19 protein-coding genes are annotated in these 18,879 nt (G+C 61.3%); 4 read left to right on the forward strand and 15 right to left on the reverse strand.

Annotated elements, in window-relative coordinates:
- Positions 1-6: 6 nt before the first annotated feature.
- The 3 genes from ACQY1K_RS14000 to ACQY1K_RS14010 all read right to left on the reverse strand — a co-directional run bounded on the left by ACQY1K_RS14000 (position 7) and on the right by ACQY1K_RS14010 (position 1,950).
- Positions 7-720 carry a tellurite resistance TerB family protein gene (locus ACQY1K_RS14000; protein WP_430257634.1) on the reverse strand — a complete coding sequence of 238 codons (714 nt, stop codon included), beginning with the start codon at positions 718-720 and terminating at the stop codon, positions 7-9.
- Positions 721-833: 113 nt separating this feature from the next.
- Positions 834-1,244 carry a GFA family protein gene (locus tag ACQY1K_RS14005; protein WP_430257635.1) on the reverse strand — a complete coding sequence of 137 codons (411 nt, stop codon included), beginning with the start codon at positions 1,242-1,244 and terminating at the stop codon, positions 834-836.
- A 43-nt stretch (positions 1,245-1,287) separates the two neighbouring features.
- Positions 1,288-1,950 (reverse strand): 2-dehydro-3-deoxy-phosphogluconate aldolase, encoded by a 663-nt coding sequence (locus tag ACQY1K_RS14010; protein WP_430257636.1) that lies wholly within the window; start codon positions 1,948-1,950, stop codon positions 1,288-1,290.
- A 217-nt stretch (positions 1,951-2,167) separates the two neighbouring features.
- Between ACQY1K_RS14010 and ACQY1K_RS14015 the strand changes: the two genes are divergently transcribed.
- Genes ACQY1K_RS14015 through ACQY1K_RS14030 form a run of 4 tightly spaced genes read left to right on the forward strand, consistent with a single transcriptional unit; the run spans position 2,168 to position 4,894 of the window.
- On the forward strand, positions 2,168-2,665 hold the full coding sequence (locus ACQY1K_RS14015) for a CYTH domain-containing protein (RefSeq protein ID WP_430257637.1): 498 nt from the start codon (positions 2,168-2,170) through the stop codon (positions 2,663-2,665).
- Entirely contained in the window at positions 2,640-3,548 is a 909-nt protein-coding gene (locus ACQY1K_RS14020; protein ID WP_430257638.1) for a CHAD domain-containing protein, read from the forward strand. The genes ACQY1K_RS14015 and ACQY1K_RS14020 overlap by 26 nt, the downstream gene beginning before the upstream one ends.
- A 55-nt stretch (positions 3,549-3,603) precedes the next feature.
- On the forward strand, positions 3,604-4,548 hold the full coding sequence (locus tag ACQY1K_RS14025; protein ID WP_430251062.1) for a rhodanese-related sulfurtransferase: 945 nt from the start codon (positions 3,604-3,606) through the stop codon (positions 4,546-4,548).
- Between the two features lie 25 nt (positions 4,549-4,573).
- Positions 4,574-4,894 carry a low molecular weight protein tyrosine phosphatase family protein gene (locus tag ACQY1K_RS14030; RefSeq protein WP_430259021.1) on the forward strand — a complete coding sequence of 107 codons (321 nt, stop codon included), beginning with the start codon at positions 4,574-4,576 and terminating at the stop codon, positions 4,892-4,894.
- Positions 4,895-4,906: 12 nt separating this feature from the next.
- On the opposite strand, the gene ACQY1K_RS14035 is transcribed toward ACQY1K_RS14030, so the two are convergent.
- From ACQY1K_RS14035 to ACQY1K_RS14090, 12 genes are all read right to left on the reverse strand, one after another.
- Positions 4,907-7,042, reverse strand: coding sequence for a bifunctional diguanylate cyclase/phosphodiesterase (locus ACQY1K_RS14035; protein ID WP_430259023.1), 2,136 nt, complete (start codon positions 7,040-7,042; stop codon positions 4,907-4,909).
- 203 nt (positions 7,043-7,245) lie between these two features.
- Positions 7,246-8,022, reverse strand: a complete 777-nt coding sequence (locus ACQY1K_RS14040) for a MetQ/NlpA family ABC transporter substrate-binding protein (protein ID WP_062461166.1) — start codon at positions 8,020-8,022, stop codon at positions 7,246-7,248.
- Between the two features lie 43 nt (positions 8,023-8,065).
- Positions 8,066-8,734 carry a methionine ABC transporter permease gene (locus ACQY1K_RS14045; protein ID WP_062461169.1) on the reverse strand — a complete coding sequence of 223 codons (669 nt, stop codon included), beginning with the start codon at positions 8,732-8,734 and terminating at the stop codon, positions 8,066-8,068.
- The gene (locus ACQY1K_RS14050) at positions 8,724-9,758 is read right to left on the reverse strand and encodes a methionine ABC transporter ATP-binding protein (RefSeq protein ID WP_062583085.1); all 1,035 of its coding nucleotides are present in this window, start codon (positions 9,756-9,758) and stop codon (positions 8,724-8,726) included. Before ACQY1K_RS14050 ends, ACQY1K_RS14045 begins: the two co-directional genes overlap by 11 nt.
- Positions 9,759-10,053: 295 nt before the next feature.
- A complete protein-coding gene (locus ACQY1K_RS14055; RefSeq protein WP_430257639.1) occupies positions 10,054-11,430 on the reverse strand; it encodes a GH1 family beta-glucosidase in 1,377 nt (458 codons plus the stop codon).
- A 159-nt stretch (positions 11,431-11,589) separates the two neighbouring features.
- Positions 11,590-11,862 (reverse strand): Txe/YoeB family addiction module toxin, encoded by a 273-nt coding sequence (locus tag ACQY1K_RS14060; protein WP_430257640.1) that lies wholly within the window; start codon positions 11,860-11,862, stop codon positions 11,590-11,592.
- Position 11,863: 1 nt separating this feature from the next.
- A complete protein-coding gene (locus ACQY1K_RS14065) occupies positions 11,864-12,115 on the reverse strand; it encodes a type II toxin-antitoxin system Phd/YefM family antitoxin (RefSeq protein WP_430257641.1) in 252 nt (83 codons plus the stop codon).
- Positions 12,116-12,405: 290 nt separating this feature from the next.
- A complete protein-coding gene (locus ACQY1K_RS14070; RefSeq protein ID WP_430257642.1) occupies positions 12,406-13,593 on the reverse strand; it encodes a Gfo/Idh/MocA family protein in 1,188 nt (395 codons plus the stop codon).
- 150 nt (positions 13,594-13,743) lie between these two features.
- Positions 13,744-14,799: a sugar phosphate isomerase/epimerase family protein gene (locus ACQY1K_RS14075; RefSeq protein ID WP_062461174.1), complete on the reverse strand. Its 1,056-nt coding sequence runs from the start codon at positions 14,797-14,799 to the stop codon at positions 13,744-13,746.
- Positions 14,800-15,028: 229 nt separating this feature from the next.
- The gene (locus tag ACQY1K_RS14080; RefSeq protein WP_062582095.1) at positions 15,029-15,994 is read right to left on the reverse strand and encodes a substrate-binding domain-containing protein; all 966 of its coding nucleotides are present in this window, start codon (positions 15,992-15,994) and stop codon (positions 15,029-15,031) included.
- A 233-nt stretch (positions 15,995-16,227) separates the two neighbouring features.
- Positions 16,228-17,226 carry an ABC transporter permease gene (locus tag ACQY1K_RS14085; RefSeq protein WP_062461179.1) on the reverse strand — a complete coding sequence of 333 codons (999 nt, stop codon included), beginning with the start codon at positions 17,224-17,226 and terminating at the stop codon, positions 16,228-16,230.
- Positions 17,223-18,758 (reverse strand): sugar ABC transporter ATP-binding protein, encoded by a 1,536-nt coding sequence (locus ACQY1K_RS14090; RefSeq protein ID WP_430257643.1) that lies wholly within the window; start codon positions 18,756-18,758, stop codon positions 17,223-17,225. Before ACQY1K_RS14090 ends, ACQY1K_RS14085 begins: the two co-directional genes overlap by 4 nt.
- Positions 18,759-18,879 lie beyond the last annotated feature (121 nt).

The raw sequence follows: 18,879 nt of genomic DNA on the forward strand, positions 1-18,879 counted from the left end.
CGCCCTTTAAGCGGGCACTTTTGCCGCGGTGACCGTCGCATCGATATGCTCGATCAAGGCATCGGGCAGGCCCAGGCGTCCCGCGAGAAGATCGAGGTAACCGCGCTCGGCACGCGTATCCGGATCGATCGTCATGCGGGTCGCGGTGTAAAGCTCCACCTTCTGCTCCTCGGTGCGGGCAGCGGCGACCAGATCGTCGATATCGACAGGGTTCGCAAGCTCGTCGCGGATAAAGGCTTCCGCCTCGTCGCCGAGATCGACCTCATGCACCTTGTTCATGATGTTGGCCCGCTCGGCCGCATCGATATGGCCGTCCGCCTTGGCGGCAGCGATCATGGCGCGCACCAGGGTCAGGGCGAAATCGTTGGTTAGCTCAGGCGACTGCAGCGAAAACGGGCTGTCCGGCGGCGGCAGCGCGATAGGCTCGGCAGCAGACGGAGCCGGCTGCAGCGCTGCCTGCGGCGACTGGCCGGACTTGTAATTCTTGTAGGCGAGATAACCGAGACCCGCGACAGCTGCGATGCCACCCACCGTCACCACATTGCCGGCAATCTTGCGGCCGGTCTTGGTGCCGAGAAGTGCGGCGGCAATGCCGGCAGACTTCAACGGATTGTTCTTCGCCATATCGCCGAACTGCCCAGCCCGGCCCTTCACGCTTCCCGAAAGACCGGGAACCTGCGAGCCCAGGAACTGGTCAAGAAGCTTCTTTGCGTCGAACATCCGTATCTCCTACTGTTGAATTCGAACACGGAGATAGGAACGGCAACACAGGAAAACAATTTTCCCGCGCTGCCGATAACGAAAATGTCAGAAACGGCGTCTGGCCCCACGCCCTATCGCAGGTTCTGCGGCAGTCCATCGGCGATGTCGTAATAGTCGCCCTTATCGGCCACGAAGATGTATTTCTTCAACCGTGCACCGGTCGAGGCATCGAACGCACCCATCGCGACCGCGATCCAGTCGCGCTGCGTCGGATCCCAGAACAGCGAGGACCCACAGGTCCCGCAGAATCCGCGCCGCACGTTTTCGGAGGATTGATACCAGCAAACATTCTCACCACCCTCGACGGCCAGCTTGTCCCGGGCGACATCGACGGATGCGAAATAGTGGCCGGATTGCTTTCGGCACGCCGAGCAGTGGCACGCATCGGGCGCGGCAATGTCACCTTCTACGGTGAACGTCACTGCGCCGCAGAGGCATGATCCCCTATGGCGCAGTTCATGTTCGTATGAGCCATTCTGCATGGGGACCTCCATGGTCCCATGCTGGTCATTCCACCTTTTACCGTCAACTCCTGAGCGCGAAGGCCTCGGAGGCGAGCTTGGTGATGGCGGCCCAGTCGCCGGCTGCGACGAGTTCCTTCGGGGCTACCCAGGAACCGCCGACGCAGATGACGTTGGGGAGCGACAGGTAATCGTTGGCATTCTTCAGCGAAATGCCGCCGGTCGGGCAAAACAGCGTGCCTGCGAGTGGCGACGACAGGGCCTTCAGATAGGCGGCGCCACCGGCCTGTTCGGCAGGAAAGAACTTCATCACGTTGTAACCGGCTTCCCGGAGCGTCATCACTTCGCTGGCAGTCGCTGCACCCGGCAAAAGCGGAACCGGCGAATCCTTGGCGGCCGACAGCACGCCCGGAGAAACGCCCGGCGACACGATAAAGGTCGAGCCCGCCTTCACGGCGGCTTCCCAGTCTTTCGCGTTGAGGATCGTGCCGGCACCGACATTGGCGCCTTCGACTTCGGCTGCAACCGCCTTCACGGCGTCGAGTGCTGCCGGCGTGCGCATGGTGATCTCGATCGCCCGGAGCCCGCCGGCGACCAGCGCCCGCGCAAGCCCGACAGCAGACTTCGCATCGTCAACGATCAGCACCGGAACGACGGGCTGCAATTTCAGGATGGTCAGCAGCTTTTCAGTCTTGCTTGGGTTCTGGCCCGGATTCTGGTCAGCCATGAAGAACACTCCCTAAAACGATTGAAATCCCTTGCCCGGAAATAACGGTCGATCACGTCATTGTCGAGAACAAATCCCCCGATCGACGCAACCTCGGGCCCCTTGCCGACTTCTCTTAAGCACCCGGCCGAAGCACCGCTTTACCATGCTCTTGCCGATACTCTTGCCCTTGTGCATCTTTGCGCTACGGTACATCTCAACAACCAAGACGGGACTTATGGGACAGGAAATCGAGCGCAAGTATCTGGTCAAGAACGATGCCTGGCGGGACGAGATCGCATCCTCCTCGCGGTTCCTTCAGGCCTATATCGCTGTCGCGGACGATCGCTCGGTTCGCGTCCGTATCATGGATGACGAGAAGGCCAAGCTGACCATCAAGATCGGCTCGGAACTGTTCTCGCGCTCGGAGTTCGAATACGAAATCCCGCTGGCCGATGCGAAGGACATGGCCGCAGGTGCCACCGGCATCGTCCTCGACAAGACGCGCTTCAATGTCGAGCATCAGGGCTATACCTGGGAAGTCGATGTCTACGCGGGCGTATACGATGGGCTCGTCGTCGCCGAGGTCGAACTTGAAAACGAAACCGATAGTCCGCCGATACCGGACTGGATCGGTGACGACGTCACCGGCGATCGCCGCTATTCCAACGCCGTCATGGCCAACCAGGATCTGAGCCAGGAGCTTCTCGATGGCCTACCACCTGCGACCCGATAAGCCGTTTACCGCCGAGTTCGTCGCGGTTGCCGAGCAGCAGCTGTCGAAGGCGGTCCGATATCTCGCCGACAAGCCTGATGGGGCGCACACGGCGATCCACGATGCGCGCAAGCGTTTCAAGCGCGTGCGGGCGCTGTACCGCCTGATCCAGCCGGACGCCAAGGAATTCAGAAGCCGGGAAAACACCCGGATCGGCGACATGGCCCGCAGCCTCTCTGCCGTGCGCGATGCAACGGCGCTCGTCGAAACGGTCGATTATCTTGCCGGCCAGTCCACGCTGCCGGAGGAAAAGGCAGCGCTTGAATTCGCCCGCGACGCGCTTTCCAAACGCCGCGACGAGATTGCCGAGAGCCAGGAAGACCTGCCCGCCCGCATGGCGACGGCGGTGATCATCTGTCACGAGGCAATCGACGCGCTGCACGGCCTGTCGCTGGACGACAAGCCGGAAAAGACCGCCCACCGGCTTGCCAAGGTCTGGAAGAAACAGCGCCTGCAGGCGCTGGCGGCGATCAAGGAATGCGAAGGCAACGCCCATGCCGAGGCATTCCACGAATTGCGCAAGAGCGGCCAGACCTACTGGATGCATCTTGCCCTCCTGCGCGACATCTGGCCGTCGGCGATGCGCGCCAAACAGGCCGAGGCGAAATCACTGGTCGATCTTTTAGGTCACGAGCACGATCTTTCCGTTCTCTCGGGCCTCGTCAACGAAAGCCCCGACCTTTTCGGCGACAGCGACACGCTGGCGCGGCTACTCGCCGCCATCATCGCCCGCCAGCAGGCACTCCGGAAAGAAGCACTGCCGATCGCCCAATCGGTGTTTTCCGATAGTGCCGCCACCGAAAGCAGGATGATCGCGCTCCTCTGGAAACACGCGGCGTCGTGAAGACGACAGCGCCCAATCCATTGCGCAACAGCGCATCTGGTTGTATGGGACCGGCATGACCGAAAGCCACCTTCTCCCCCGCCCCGAAGCCACGGGCGCATTTCTCGTTGCCGCGCTCTATCACTTTGCGCGGTTCGAACGTTTTGCGGATTTCCAGACGCCGCTGCAGGCCTTCTGCGACGCGCGCGGCATCAAGGGCACGCTGCTGATCGCGCGCGAAGGCATCAATGGAACTGTGGCGGGCTCCGACACTGATATCGCGGAGCTTCTGACGTTCCTACGCGCCCAGCCGGAATTCACCAGTCTGGAGCACAAGGAAAGCCGCGCGTCGAAAATGCCCTTCGTGCGCATGAAGGTTAAGCTCAAGAAGGAAATCGTCACGATGGGGGTCGAGGATATCGATCCTAACAGAATCGTTGGCACCTACGTCGAGGCCAAGGACTGGAACGCGCTGATCTCGGATCCCGAGACCATCGTCATCGATACCCGCAACGACTACGAGACCGCGATCGGGATTTTCAAGGGCGCAGTCGACCCCAACACCAAGACGTTTCGCGAATTCCCGGACTGGGTGAAGAACAATACCGGCCTGCACAACAAGCCGAAGATCGCCATGTACTGCACCGGCGGCATCCGCTGCGAAAAGGCGACAGCCTTCATGAAGCAGCAGGGTTTCGAGGACGTCTACCACCTGAAGGGCGGCATCCTGAAATATCTGGAACAGGTGCCGGAAGAAGAAAGCCTCTGGGAAGGCGCGTGTTTCGTGTTCGACGAGCGCGTCTCCGTTGAGCACGGCCTGAAGGAAGGCAACCACAAGCTCTGCCACGCCTGCCGCAATCCGATCACCGCCGAAGAGATCACCTCGCCCAAGTATGAGGAAGGCGTCTCCTGTTCCCATTGCTACGACAGCCGCACCGAGGAAGACCGGTTACGCTACCGTCAGCGCCAGTTGCAGATCGCCCTCGCCAAACAGCGCGGCGTCAAGCATATCGGTAGCTGAGCGTCCCCGAGAAGGATGGCCTGAACTGAAAAACATCCTTTTCGTCTGCAGCCAGAACAAGCTGCGCAGCCCGACGGCCGAGCAGGTTTTTGCAGAATGGCCCGGCATCGAGGTGTCGTCCGCCGGCACCAACAATGATGCCGAAAACCCTCTCTCAGCCGAATTGATCGAATGGGCCGACATCCTGTTCGTCATGGAACGGACCCACCGGGCAAAGATCCAGCAGAAATATCGCTCGCAGCTCAAAAACAAGCGGCTGATCTGTCTCGATATCCCCGACGACTACGGGTTCATGGATGCGGGCCTGATTGCAATCCTGAAGACAAAGGTGCCGCGGCATCTTTAGCCTGAGACGTTTTCAGGCAATCCGCTTTCCGTCCCGTCCCCGGTCGGTGCGGTAGATGACGTCGATCTCATGGGATTCCATCGGCCGACCGAAGAAATAGCCCTGCAATTCATCACAGCCCGTCATCCGCAACTTCAGCGCCTGGTCCTCGCTCTCGACGCCTTCCGCCGTCACCGGCATGCCGAGCGAACGGGCAAGCGCCACGGTCGCCTGCAACGTCTGAACCGCGTGGTCACCCTCGGACATCGCATGCACCAGCGAGCGATCGATCTTCATCCGGTCGAAACCGAACTGCCGCAGATATCCGACGCTCGAAAAACCAGCGCCGAAATCGTCCAGAGCAATTTCGACACCGAGCTTTTTCAGCCTGGCAATCGCTGCGCGAGCGCGGTCTGGGTTCTGAATGAAATACCCCTCGGTCATTTCCAGCGTGATGCGCGACGGATCGGTGCCGGTCTTGCGGAACATCGAGGCCACATGCTGCGAAAACTCAGGGTCGCGGAACTGACCGGGCGAGATATTGACGGCAAGCTTGATGCCGGGCCAGTCGGCGATGCGCTCGCAGGCCCGGTGCATGACGAACAGACCCAGCTGGTCGATCAATCCGCTTGATTCCGCAATCGGAATGAAAACGTCCGGCGGCACCGGTCCGTAACCCTTGCGGGTCCAGCGGGCCAGCGCCTCGACGCCGATCAGCCGCCAGTTCGTTGCATCCACCACGGGCTGGTAGACGATGTTGATTTCGCGCCGCTCGATGGCGATCCGCAGGTCCACTTCCAGCCGGTTGCGCTCCTCGCGCTCGGCATCCATTTCCGGCCGGTAATTCTCATAGCGGCCGCGGCCGGTTTCCTTGGCACGGTACATCGCCATGTCGGCCCGACGGACAAGCTCTTCTCCCGGCACGTTGCCGCGCGGCGAGATGGCGACACCGATACTGGTTCCGATCACAGCCACCCGTTCGCCGATGACGAAGGGCTCGCCGAAGAAGCCGAGAATGCGGTCGCAGAGAATAGGTGCCACCGGAGATGCCCCCATCACCGGAAGAGCGATAGCGAATTCGTCGCCGCCAACGCGCGCCAGGATCGCCTCGCTGCCAACAAGCGTCTTCAACCCGGCCGCCACGCCGCGGATCAGCTTGTCGCCGGTCCCGTGACCATAGGCATCGTTGACTTCCTTGAAGCCATCGAGATCCAGATAGAGAAGCAAAACATGCGCGCCCTGCGCCCGGCTTTCGAGAACAAGGGCGTCGAGAGCGGTAAAGAAACCTGACCGGTTCAAAAGCCCGCTCAACCGGTCGCACATCGCGAGCCGTCTCGCATCGGCTTCGTCGCGCTTGAGCTGGTTTAGGGTGATGCTGCCACTGACCACGAGCAGCAGGAAAAACAGCCCGACCATGGCAAGCGCGCCGTAGACCAGAGGCTGCACCTGGGAGAAGCCGAGGTCGCCCGGACGCCGCGGCTGCCACGAAAGCTTGACCAAAAGCTTGCCGTGCAGGTTGCGAAGTTCGACGCTGTTGCTCGTCTGATCTGTCTTGTCGATGAACCGCAAACCCTCGACAACATAGGTCCTTGCAAGTTCCGCCACCTTCTTTTCGTCCAGCTGGCGGGCAAAGACGAGAAACCGTCTCTCCGAGAGCGGCTTGTCGAGCGCGCCGGATTTTTCGCGCACCAGGGCGACGCCGACAGCCGCAACGCCGTCGCGTGTCTGAACAAAGCCCGTGGCTTCCGGCAGACCGTCGCGACCCGTGGACAGGACCCGATCGAACAAGGTCCAGAGCGACGTATCGAAATACTCGCGCGGGTTCCATTCCGCCGGACGTCCCTCCTGATAGGACATCAGCACGTTGCGCTCGGTGTCCATCACGATCGCGATATCGAACAGGCCGCTGTTGGACGTCATATCGCCGTAATTGCTGACAACCCAATCCTGGCCGTCCTGGGCATAGACGAACTGGGCAGCATCATCCCATGCCGAATAATCGTTGAGGGTGGCCTGAAGCTGGGATCGGAAGGTCTGCAGCGCGCCTTCGGTGGTCTGCATCGAGCGGCTGTCGTCATACCGGTTGGCATAATCTGCAATGCGGCCGACGGCCGTCAGAATGAAGACGGTCACGAGCGTGACGACAACTGCGAACAGGACAAGTTGCATCGCCACGACAGACCGACGGCCGGCCGGAACGGAACGCCGGAAATGTGACGGCATGAACAACAATAGCCCGCCCCTTCATTAAGGGGGCCACATTGGACGGCGATCTCTTCAGATATCGTTAACTTCAATAAGAAAAGCCGGTCTCCGCGGAGACCGGCTCGATTAGATCACTTCACTCTGAGATCCTACCGTCTTTCGACGTGTTACCAGGACGGAATGACGACGCCCTTGAACGTGTCGAGCACGAACTGCTTCACCTCAGGGCTGTGATAGCTGTCGACCAGCGTCTTGACCCAGGCTGCATCCTTGTCCTTCGCGTTGATCGCGATGATGTTGATGTAAGGTGCCTTTTCGCCTTCCTTGGCGATCGTGTCCTTGGCCGGGTTGAGACCGCCCTCGACTGCGAAGTTGGTGTTGATCACTGCCGCATCGACGTCATCGAGCGAACGCGGAAGCTGAGCTGCGTCGAGCTCGGCAAACTCGATCTTCTTCGGGTTTTCGGTGACGTCGGCCGGCGTGACCTTGAGGCCCTTGTCGGCATTGAGCTTGATGAGACCCTTGTCGGCCAGGATCAGCAGCGCGCGGCCGCCATTGGTCGGGTCGTTGGGGATCGAAACCGTAGCACCTTCCTTCAGTTCGTCGAGGCTCTTCACCTTCTTGGAATAGACACCCATCGGGAAGTTGACGGTTGTGCCGACGGCGATCAGGTCGAACTTGCGGTCGGTTACCTGATTGTCGAGATACGGCTTGTGCTGGAAGGAATTGGCCTGAAGCTCGCCATCAGCCAGCGCCTGGTTCGGGACGACATAGTCGGAGAATTCGAGGATATCGATGTTGAGGCCCTTGGGGGCTGCGATTTCCTTGACCTTTTCCATGATCTGCGCGTGCGGACCGGGCGTCACGCCGATCTTGATGTCTTCGGCAAAGGCCGATGCGGCAGTGAGCGCACTGAAGGCGGCCGCGAGAATGATGTTCTTCATGTCTGTCTCCTTGGATTTGAAAGAATGAATGGCTTGTTGTTGATCAGGTCTTGCGGTTGCGCCTGTCGAACCGTCGGGCCAGACTGTCGCCGGCGCTCTGGACCAGCTGAACCAGAACGATCAGCACCACGACGACGGCAAGCATGACTTCCGGCATGAAGCGCTGGTAACCGTAGCGGATCCCGAGATCGCCGAGACCACCGCCGCCGACCGCACCGACCATCGCCGAATAGCCGATCAGGCTGACCATGGTCATGGTGAGCGCGAGGATCAGGCCGGGCCGGGCTTCCGCGAGCAGCACCTTGAAGACGATCTGCATCGGCGAAGCCCCCATGGCGCGGGCCGCCTCGATGAGACCGCTGTCGATCTCGCGGATCGCCGCCTCCACGAGCCGCGCAAAGAACGGAATGGTGGCGATCGTCAAAGGCACGATCGCCGCATTGGTGCCGATCGAGGTTCCCGTGATCAACCGGGTAAACGGTATGATCGCAACGACCAGAATAATAAACGGCGTCGAGCGCGCGGCGTTGACGATGAGGCCGATGACGCGGTTGGCCGCCGGTGCCGGAAACAGCTCGCCACGGCCGCTGGTGGCAAGAAAAATGCCGATCGGCAGCCCAATGGCCGAGCCGATCAGGCCGGCGATCGCCACCATCTGCAGCGTCTGGGTCAGCGCCTTGGTGAGAAGGTTGATGAGCATCTCAAGCGACATAGCCGAGCACCTCCGTCTTCAGGCCGGTCTCGGCATAGAATTGTTGCGCCCTCGCCATCACGGCCGGGTCCGCGGAATAGGAAACGACCAGCGATCCGAACGGCTCGCCGGCGATCTCCTCGATCGCGCCCGCGAGAATGTTGACGTCGGCGCCAAGTTCGGCAACCAGACGTCCCGTCAAAGGCTTGAAAGCCGTGTCGCCGAAGAACACCAGCCGCACCAGCGCCCTGTCCCCCGCCGATGGTTGCCGTTTGATGCCGTTGCGCAGCCATTCCGGCAGGTTGAGCGAGGAGGCAAGCAACGTGCGCGTCGTCTCGTGCCTGGGATCGGCATAGACTTCGAACGTCCGCCCGGCCTCCACGATGCGCCCGGCATCGATCACCGCTACATGGCTGGCAACCGTCTTGACCACTTCCATTTCGTGGGTGATCAAGAGCACGGTCAGCCCGAGTTCGGCATTGATGCGCTTCAGAAGATCAAGGATCGAATGCGTGGTCTCCGGATCGAGCGCCGAGGTGGCTTCGTCGGACAGCAGCAGTTTCGGATCGGTTGCCAGCGCGCGGGCAATGCCGACGCGCTGCTTTTGCCCACCGGAGAGTTCGGACGGGTAGCGCCCGGCCTTGTCGCCGAGACCGACGAGATCGAGCAGCGGGCCAACCTTGGCCTTGATCGCCGCCTTGTCCACACCGGCAATCTCGAGCGGCAGCGCCACGTTGTCGAAGGCCGTTCGCGAGGACAGCAGATTGAAATGCTGGAAGATCATGCCAACCTGGCGGCGCAGCGAACGCAAACCGTCTTCGCTGAGCCCGCCCACTTCGACGCCATCGACCACGACCGTGCCGGACGTCGCCTTTTCAAGCCCGTTCACAAGCCGGATCAGCGTCGACTTTCCGGCTCCGGATCGGCCGATGATACCGGCGATGGAGCCGCGGGCGACCGAAAAATCGATACCGTCGAGCGCGGTGAATTCGGGCTGCCCGGACGCACCGCCGAACCGCTTCACCACCTTTTCGAACGACACCATGGGCGCAGCATTCGCCACGTCAGGCGAAGCGGCATCGGCCACGGCAGTAACAAGTGTCATGATAAGCTCACACGTTCAGTCAGGTCATCCCGGCGACAAGGGTCGCCGTCTCAATTCATGCAGCCAAGCGGCACATTCGATGACAGGTGACTTTGCGGAGCATTCGATCGGCTTTCAATGAAGCCGGGAGGCCTCGTTATTGATGGCGCATCAATGCCCCGCCTGCGCCACGTTTTACAGGGATGAGATTTCAAATTCGGCGAAAACGAGAAAAAATCTTCTACGCAGCGCAAAATTAAGCCGGTGCGTGGTTACCCTTGGGGAACTCTGCAGCCAGATCCCGATACCATTTGCCGCTCTGCTTGATCGTGCGAACCTGCGTCTGATAGTCGACATGGACGAGGCCGAACCGCATCTGATAGCCCTTGGCCCACTCGAAATTGTCCATCAGGCTCCACGCGAAATAGCCCTTCATCGGATAACCGTCGCGGGCGAGATCCGCGACGACGCCGAGATGTTCGACATAGTAGTCAAGCCGCATCGTGTCATCGATTGTGCCGTCGGCGCCAAGATCGGTATTGTCGCAGGCACCGTTTTCCGTGACGTAGCATTCCGGCAGGTCGTAGCGACGGTAGAGATCCTCGACCAGCAATTTCATGGCGGGCGCATAGATCTCCCAGCCGATATCGGTCACCGCTGTTTCGACGAAGGGCGCAGGCTGCGTCGCCGGGAATTCCGCACCCTCAGCGGTATCGGCAAGAACGCGCATCGGCGTGTAATAATTGAGGCCCCACCAGTCGAGTTTCTGACTGATGACGGCAAGATCGCCCTCTTCCACTTTCGGCATGCGATCGCCGAGCGCCGACATCACCGACGCCGGATATTCGCCCTTGAACACCGGGCCGAAAAAGGCGCCGTTGTGGAAGTCGAAGGCACGCTCGGCAGCAGCACCGTCTTCGGCGCTATCGGATCCGGCAATGACGGAATGGGCGTTGAGGACGAGACCAACAGGCACATTCGGCGTCACATGCCGGATCGCTTCGACCGCCAGTCCATGCGCGAGGTTGGTGTGGTGCATGGCGGCAAGGGCCGCCTCCATGTTGCGCTCGCCCGGCGCATGCTCGCCGTAGAGATGGCTCAGCCACACCGAGCACCAGGGTTCGTTGAATGTCGCAACCGAATCCAGCCGGTCCCCAAGACGCGCCATCACCACCTTGGCATAGCGCTGGAACGCGTAAGCCGTCGAGCGCGCGGCCCATCCGCCGTCGCCCATCAGCGAAAGCGGCAGGTCCCAGTGATAGAGCGTTGCAAATGCCTTGATGCCGCGCGCCTTCAATCCGTCGATCAGCTTGTCGTAGAAATCGAGCCCCTGCTCGTTGATCCGGCCGGTGCCCTCAGGAATGATCCGCGGCCAGGCCAGCGAGAACCGGTAGGCGGAAACACCCATGTCCGCGATCAGGTCGAGATCCGCTTCCCACCGATTGTAGTGATCGCATGCGATATCGCCATTGTCGCGGTTATGGACGCGCCCCGGCATGTTGGAAAACGCATCCCAGATGGAAGGCTTCCTGCCATCCGCCTTGGTCGACCCCTCGATCTGGTAGGCGGCGGTCGCAACACCAAAGGTGAAGTCACCAGGGAAACGGGCTGCGAGGGTCTTTGGATCAGTCATCAGGATGCCGCCATATGGAGGTGCGACCGAGACAATGACCCCGGCCGTCATAGCAGCGACGTGTACCCAAATGCCCGCCCGTTGTACAGGTTTTGGAGCGCGAAAACCCGTTCAGCGCGACGAGCTCGTTCGCGATTATCGTCTTGGGTGCGCTCTATACTATCTCTCATAGTGAAAACGGCACTGGATGATTTCGAGTTGCTGGGTGCTTCCTTTGCCCGACACACAATACACCAGTCGGTGTTCCCCATGAATGCGCCTCGACCAAAACCCGGAGAGACTGCCCTTCAGCGGTTCCGGTTTTCCAAGCCCCTTGAAGGGCGATCTCTTCGTATCCCTGATCAGCTCGTTGATTTTCTCGACCATCGATTGATCGACGCTTTGCCAGTATTGGTACTCTTCCCAGGCGTTTCCCGTCCAGAGAAGGTTCATGTCAGAGAGTCGGGTCTTTTTCGATCAGCTCTTCTCCGCGAAGCTGCGCAATACTCTCGCGCAGCCGATCAGAATTCGCTGGAGTGGAAAGAAGGTGCAGAGTTTCCTGCATGCTCTCGTATTCGCCCTCAGCAATCAGAACCAACGCCTCTGACCCCTGACGCGTGACCAGCAAAGGAGCGCGAGAGGCGAGCACGTTGTCGAAGTGGGTCGCAATGTTCTGCCTAAACTCGGTCAAACGAACGTGGGCCACAATGCTCTCCTCTCAGAATGTACATATATCTGTACAGATTGAATGGAAATGTCAATATTGGGCTCCTGACACTGAGGGCAAATCCGGCCGCGGCGAGGGTTCCAACGCCTATCCGGCTGCCGCCACCTCTTCCCCAGGCCCCTCATCCGGCTGCGTCCTGCGGACCCTTGTCTCCGCAGTTGGGGAGAAGGTCCTTTGCCGCACGCGCCTTGCCCCGATCGAGCCACGTCCCCTCTCCCCGTCTACGGGGAGAGGGTTAGGGTGAGGGGCAGACGCTGCCCACCAAGTCTTTACACCTTCACCCAAGCACCATTGTTCCGAGACGACTCCACGCAGGCCTCGACAAAGGCGACGCCCTTCACGCCGTCGTCGACGGTTGGATAGATCACCGCCTCGTCCAGTTTCGCGCCCGTCCGGTGGGCGTGAATTGCCAGTGCCGCCTCCGTGTAGATCGTTGCAAAGGCTTCGAGATAACCTTCCGGATGACCCGATGGAATGCGGGAGACACGCGCAGCAGCGGCGCCGGAACCGGCGCCATTGCGGGTGATCAGCCGCTTTTCTTGCCCGAACGGCGTGAACCACAGGTAGTTCGGATCGGCCTGCACCCATTCGATGCCGCCCTTGGTGCCGTAGACGCGGATTTTCAGGCCGTTCTCGTGGCCCGGCGCCACCTGGCTGCACCAGAGCATGCCCTTGGCCGGCTTCTCGCCGTGTCTTGCCGCGAAGCGCAGCATGACATGGGCATTGTCGTCGAGCCGGCGGCCCTCAACGAAACTGTCTAGATCCGCGGCAAGGCTATCGAGCGTCAAGCCGGTGATGAAGCAGGCGAGGTTATAGGCATGCGTGCCGATATCGCCGGTCGAGCCGCCGGCACCCGACTGGGCCGGATCGGTGCGCCAAACCGCCTGCTTGGCGCCGGTCTGTTCGACCGCCTCGGTCAGCCAGTCCTGCGGATATTCCGCCTGGACGATGCGGATATCGCCGAGCGCGCCGCTCTCGACCATCTCGCGGGCCTGGCGCACCATCGGATAGCCGGTGTAGTTGTGGGTGAGGATGAACAGTGCGCCGCTCTCGTCGGCTACCTGCTTCAGCGCCTTCGCGTCGGCAAGGTTGGAGGTCAGCGGCTTGTCGCAGATGACGTGGATACCGCGCTTGAGAAAAGCTTTGGCGGCATCGAAATGAACATGGTTCGGCGTGACGATCGACACCGCCTCGATGCCATCCTCGCGCTCCGCCTCGCGGCTCGCCATCTCCTCATAGGAGCCGTAGGTCCGCTCCGTATCAAGCCCGAGTTCCCGCCCCGATGCCGCCGATTTCTCCGCCGTCGAGGAAAGCGCGCCGGCGACAAGCTCGAACCGGTCATCCAGCCGCGCCGCCATCCGGTGCACCGCGCCGATAAAGGCACCTGATCCGCCGCCGACCATGCCGAGCCGGATACGGGGTGCGCGTGTCTGTTCGTCCTTGGCTTCGATGGTCACGATGATGTCTCCTTGGAAATTCATTGCGGGGAAAGTCCCCTCTGGCCTGCAGGCCATCTCCCCCACAAGGGGGAGAGACCCCTCCGCACCGTCTCGGGTCATGACCGAAGGGTGCGGCAGGTTAAGCCCTCCCCTTGTGGGGAGGGGTTTCTATGAAAGCCCCAGCATCCGCCTGTTGGCCGCCTCGTCCGTGCCGCCGGCGGCAAAGTCGTCGAATGCATGTTCCGTCACGCGGATGATGTGGTGCTTGACGAATTCCGCGCCTTCGCGGGCTCCGTCTTCGGGATGCTTCAGGGCGCATTCCCATTCGACCACGGCCCAGCCGTCGAAATCGTTGGCCGCCATCTTGGAAAAGATCGCCCCGAAATCCACCTGACCATCGCCCGGCGAACGGAACCGTCCGGCCCGGTTCACCCAGCTCTGGAAGCCGCCATAGACGCCCTGCCGCCCGGTCGGATTGAACTCCGCGTCCTTGACGTGGAACATCTTGATCCGGTCTTTGTAGATGTCGATATTATCGAGATAATCCAGGCATTGCAGCACGTAATGCGACGGATCGTAGAGCATGTTGGCGCGCGGATGGTTCTTCACCCGCTCCAGGAACATCTCGAACGTGACGCCGTCATGCAGGTCCTCACCGGGATGGATCTCGTAACACACGTCGACGCCGTTTTCGTCCGCATGATCGAGGATCGGCGTCCAGCGGCGGGCAAGCTCGTCAAAGGCGGTCTCGACCAGACCGGCCGGGCGCTGCGGCCACGGATAGATGTAGGGCCAGGCGAGCGCGCCGGAAAAGGTGGCATGCGCCGTGATGCCGAGATGCTTCGAGGCTGTGATCGCCATCTTCACCTGCTCGACCGCCCATTCCTGACGTGCCTTCGGATTGCCGCGCACTTCCGGCGCAGCGAAGCCGTCGAAGGCGTCATCATAGGCCGGATGCACGGCGACCAGCTGCCCCTGAAGATGGGTGGACAATTCGGTCACTTCGACACCGTTCTGGCGGGCGACACCGGCGAACTCGTCGCAGTAATCCTTCGACGAGGCAGCTTGTCTGAGGTCGATCAGCTGGCCAGCCCAGGTCGGCACCTGCACACCGAGATAACCCTTGTCGGCCGCCCATTTGGTGATGCCGTCCCAGCTGTCAAACGGCGCCTTGTCTCCGGCAAACTGACCGAGAAAAATGCCCGGACCCTTGATCGTCTTCATGGTGTTTCCTTTCCGATATGCCGCCCTCGATGTCGGGCTCGGTGCGTTCCGCAAACTCTCCGGCATTCCTGTGCTTGTCACAGGAATCCAGTGACCCGATTTCCGTCGGGTCAGAGCAATTTTCTTCAGCCCAGCGACTTGGGCTGGCTTGAATCCCTGTCACGAGCACAGGGACGACGCGAGGAAAGAGGGCGTCTTGCGACAAACGCCCCCTCTCGCCTTGGTGATCTCAGAACGGCGAGTCGGCGAAGTAGAAGTTCTGCGCATTCTCCTTCGTCACCAGCGTGGCGTCGAGGATATAGTTGCCGCTGACCGGGACCTGATCGTAGAAGTTGGCCGCCGTCAGCTGCATGGCGGTTGCCACCATCGCCGGCGGATAGAGCACGTCGACCGGCATCATCTTATCGCCGTCCATGACGCGCTTGATCATGTCCTTGGAGCCGGCACCACCAACGACATACTGAATGTCGGTGCGCTTCGCCTGCTCGATCGCCTCCAGCACGCCGACGGCCATGTCGTCGTCCTGGCACCAGACCACATCGATCTTCTGATGCTTGGTCAGAAAATCCTGCATCACCTTGAAGGCGTCGTCGCGGCTCCAGTTGCCGTACTGGCGCTCCAGCACCTTCACCTTGGAACCGGCGATCCCCTTGTCGAACCCGTCCTGACGCTGCTGGTCGATCGGGATCGGCAGGCCGCGGATCACGACGACCTGCGCTTCCGGCGTCTTCTCGGCGATGTACTTTCCAGCCACTTCGCCAAGCGCCGGGTTGTTGCCGGCCACGTAGAGATTACGGATCGTGTTGTCGTTGACCGATGGTGCACGGTCGACCAGCGCCACGAACTTGCCGTCGTCCTTCACCTGCTGGATCGCGGTGACCAGCTGATCCGGATCGCTCGGCAGGATGACGAGCGCATCGATGCCCTGCACCGCCAGATCCTGCACCGCGTTTGCCTGGCTCGCCGGATCCGCCGAGGTCTTCACGATGACATTGAGGCCCTTGTGCTCGGCCATCAGAAGTTTCGCGACGCGTTCGGCATGGAACACCACGCCCGCCGTCCAGCCATGGTCGGCTGCCGGAATGGACACGCCGATCGTGACCTTCTTCGCCTCCTGTGCAAGCCCGAGGCTTGGTGCGGCGGCAACCGACGCTGCAAGTCCTGCAACGCCGAGACCGAATGTTCTTCTATGCATGTTCTCTCTCCCAGAGTTTAAGGGGTCATCCTCCCGAAACCGGACCCGCCCCAGAGGCCCGGCCAAACCATTGGTCTCAGCGACCCGAAACCCCTCCCCGCCCTGCCCACAAGGGGGCGGGCTTAACCCGGCAGCTAACGCCAACACTCGATCGAGGCAGGCGATTGCGGCGAGTCTTCTCCCCCCTTGTGGAGGAGATGGCCGGCAGGCCGGAGGGGTCCCGTAACAACCTCTTACTTTCGCATCAGCGACCTCTGCACCAGCATGGCGATGATGATGATCGCGCCCTGGATCGCTCCGATCAGATATTCCGACACGAAGTTCGACAGGATCATGATGTTGCCGACGATTTCCAGAATGAAAGCGCCGCAGATCGTGCCCCAGATGCGACCCACCCCGCCCCGAAGTGCCGTCCCGCCAACAACGACCGCCGTGATCGCCTGCAATTCCCACAGGATGCCTGTCGTCGCAGACGTCGATCCCAGCCGCGGCACGTAGATCATGACAGCAACAGCCACGCAGAGCCCCTGCACCACATAGGCGATGGTGCGCACCTTGTTGACCGAAATGCCCGAATAGCGCGCCACTTCCTCGTTCGACCCGACGGCAATGACGTGCCGGCCGTAGCGGGTGCGGTAGAGCACGAAGGCAGCGAGCGCCGCCGTCACGAAGATCACGATGATTGGGATCGGCACGCCGAACACGTCGCCGAAATAGACCGGCCGGTAGAGCTGCTGCAGCTGCCGGTCCTTGAGCGTGATCGCGCCGCCCTGGGAAAGCCAGGTCGTCAGGCCGCGATAGATGCCCATCGTGCCGAGCGTCGCAATAAACGGCTCGATCCGCCCGAGCGTCGTGATCAGCCCGTTCGCCAGCCCGCAGGCAGCTCCCAGAACCAGCGCCACCGCCATGCCGGCCATCAGCATGAGCATCGGATCGGCAATCACGCCGGAATTCATAAACAGGATCATCAGGCTCGCGACAAAGGCGACCATCGCCCCGACCGAGAGATCCAGCCCTCCCGCCGAGATCACGTAAGTCGCCCCAAGCGCGATCACCGCGATAAAGGCGCTGCGGGTGATGACATTGGTGAGGTTGGCCAGCGACACGAAATTCGGGTTGGCGAAATAGCCGAGCACCAGAAGCAGCGCCAGCGCCACAAACGGCGCGATGGCCGCCATGTCCCAGTCGCGCGAAGTCTTCGGCGCCTTCGTCTCGGTTACGACCGCACTCATGCCGCCTCCCCCGCATCACGGCCGACATTGACCCCGGTTGCAAGCTGGACGATCTCGTTTTCCGTCATGTGGTCTCCCTGAACTTCGCCGACGATCCGGCCGCCGCGCATCACCAGAATGCGGTCGCAGATGCCGATCAGCTCCGGCATTTCGGACGAGACGACGATGATCGAACGCCCTTCCGCGGCCAGAGCAGCGATGAATTTGTAGATCTGTTCCTTGTTGCCGATATCGATGCCGCGCGTCGGCTCGTCGATGATGACGACCTGAGGGTCGAGTAGCATCATCTTGGCAAGCAGCAACTTCTGCTGGTTGCCGCCGGAAAGCTGTCCTGCGAGGATCGTCTTCGTGCCGGTCCGGATGTCGAAATCCTCAATCGCCTTGTCGAGCGCCTGCGCCTCCCGCTTGCGATCGATCTGCAAGCCGCGGATGAATTTGCCGAGCGAAGCAAGCGTGAGATTGACGGTGAGGTCCTTGGTAAGAAGCAGGCCCTTGCCCTTGCGGTCTTCGGAAAGATAGGCGACGCCCGCCTTGAGGCTGGAATGCACGTCGGTGAACTGAACCGGCCGGCCCCGCAGCGTCGCCTTGCCCTTGGCCGGTCGGAGCCCGACGAGCCCTTCCATGAGCTCCGTGCGACCGGCGCCGATCAGTCCGGCAAAGCCGAGGATTTCGCCCTTGTGCAGGGTGAAACCGGCATCGCGGGCATAGCCCGGCACATCGAAACCTTCCACCTGAAGCACCGTTTCTGGCTCAATGGCCGCCTGCCGGTCCGGGTAAAGCTTTGCGACGTCGCGACCCACCATCAGCCGCGCCATGTCGGCCGGTTCCAGCTCGCTTGTCGGGTGCGAAGCAACCAGCCGCCCGTCGCGCAGCACCGTCACGCGGTCGGCGATCTCCTTTACCTCCGGCAACCGGTGCGAGATGTAGAGAACGCCCACGCCCTTGGCGCGGATATCGGTGATGACCTTCAACAGCGCTTCGGTTTCGTGCGGCGTCAGCGAAGCCGTCGGTTCGTCGAAGATGACGATGCGATGCGGCACCAGCAGGACCCGCGCGATCTGCACCAGCTGGCGCTGCGCGATCGAAAGCCGCGACACGATGGTCTCGGGATCGATATCGGCGCCCAGATCGCGGATCGCCTCTGCGGCGCCCGTGTTCATCGCACGGTCGTCCAGCGCGATGCCCTTTCGAACCTCGCGTCCAAGATAGATGTTCTGCGCCACCGTCAGATCCGGTGCCAGCAGGATTTCCTGGTGTACCAGCACGATGCCATGCTTTTCCGCATCGACTGGGCCCGCGAAACTCACGACCTGTCCGTCGATCGCAAGTTCGCCGCTTGTCGGCTGATGGTTGCCGGCAAGAATCTTCATCAGGGTGGATTTGCCGGCGCCGTTTTCGCCGATGATCGCGTGGACCTCTCCGGCACGAACAGTGAGCGCGATATCCTTGAGGACTTCGACAATGCCGAACGTCTTGGAGAGGCCGCGTGCATTGAGCAGAGGCGCAGCCGTTTGCCCGGGCGCATCAACCATGCACCGGCCTCAAAATCAGAAGCGTCGTGAAGCAGCCGCAACGCGGCACGCCCACAACACCCGCCTCCTCGCAAGTGGTGTGATGCACTGAAATTCCTCCCTGAATTTCAGGCTAGCGAAG

Source organism: Neorhizobium sp. IRS_2294 (assembly GCF_050500145.1).
Lineage (GTDB): Bacteria > Pseudomonadota > Alphaproteobacteria > Rhizobiales > Rhizobiaceae > Neorhizobium > Neorhizobium soli.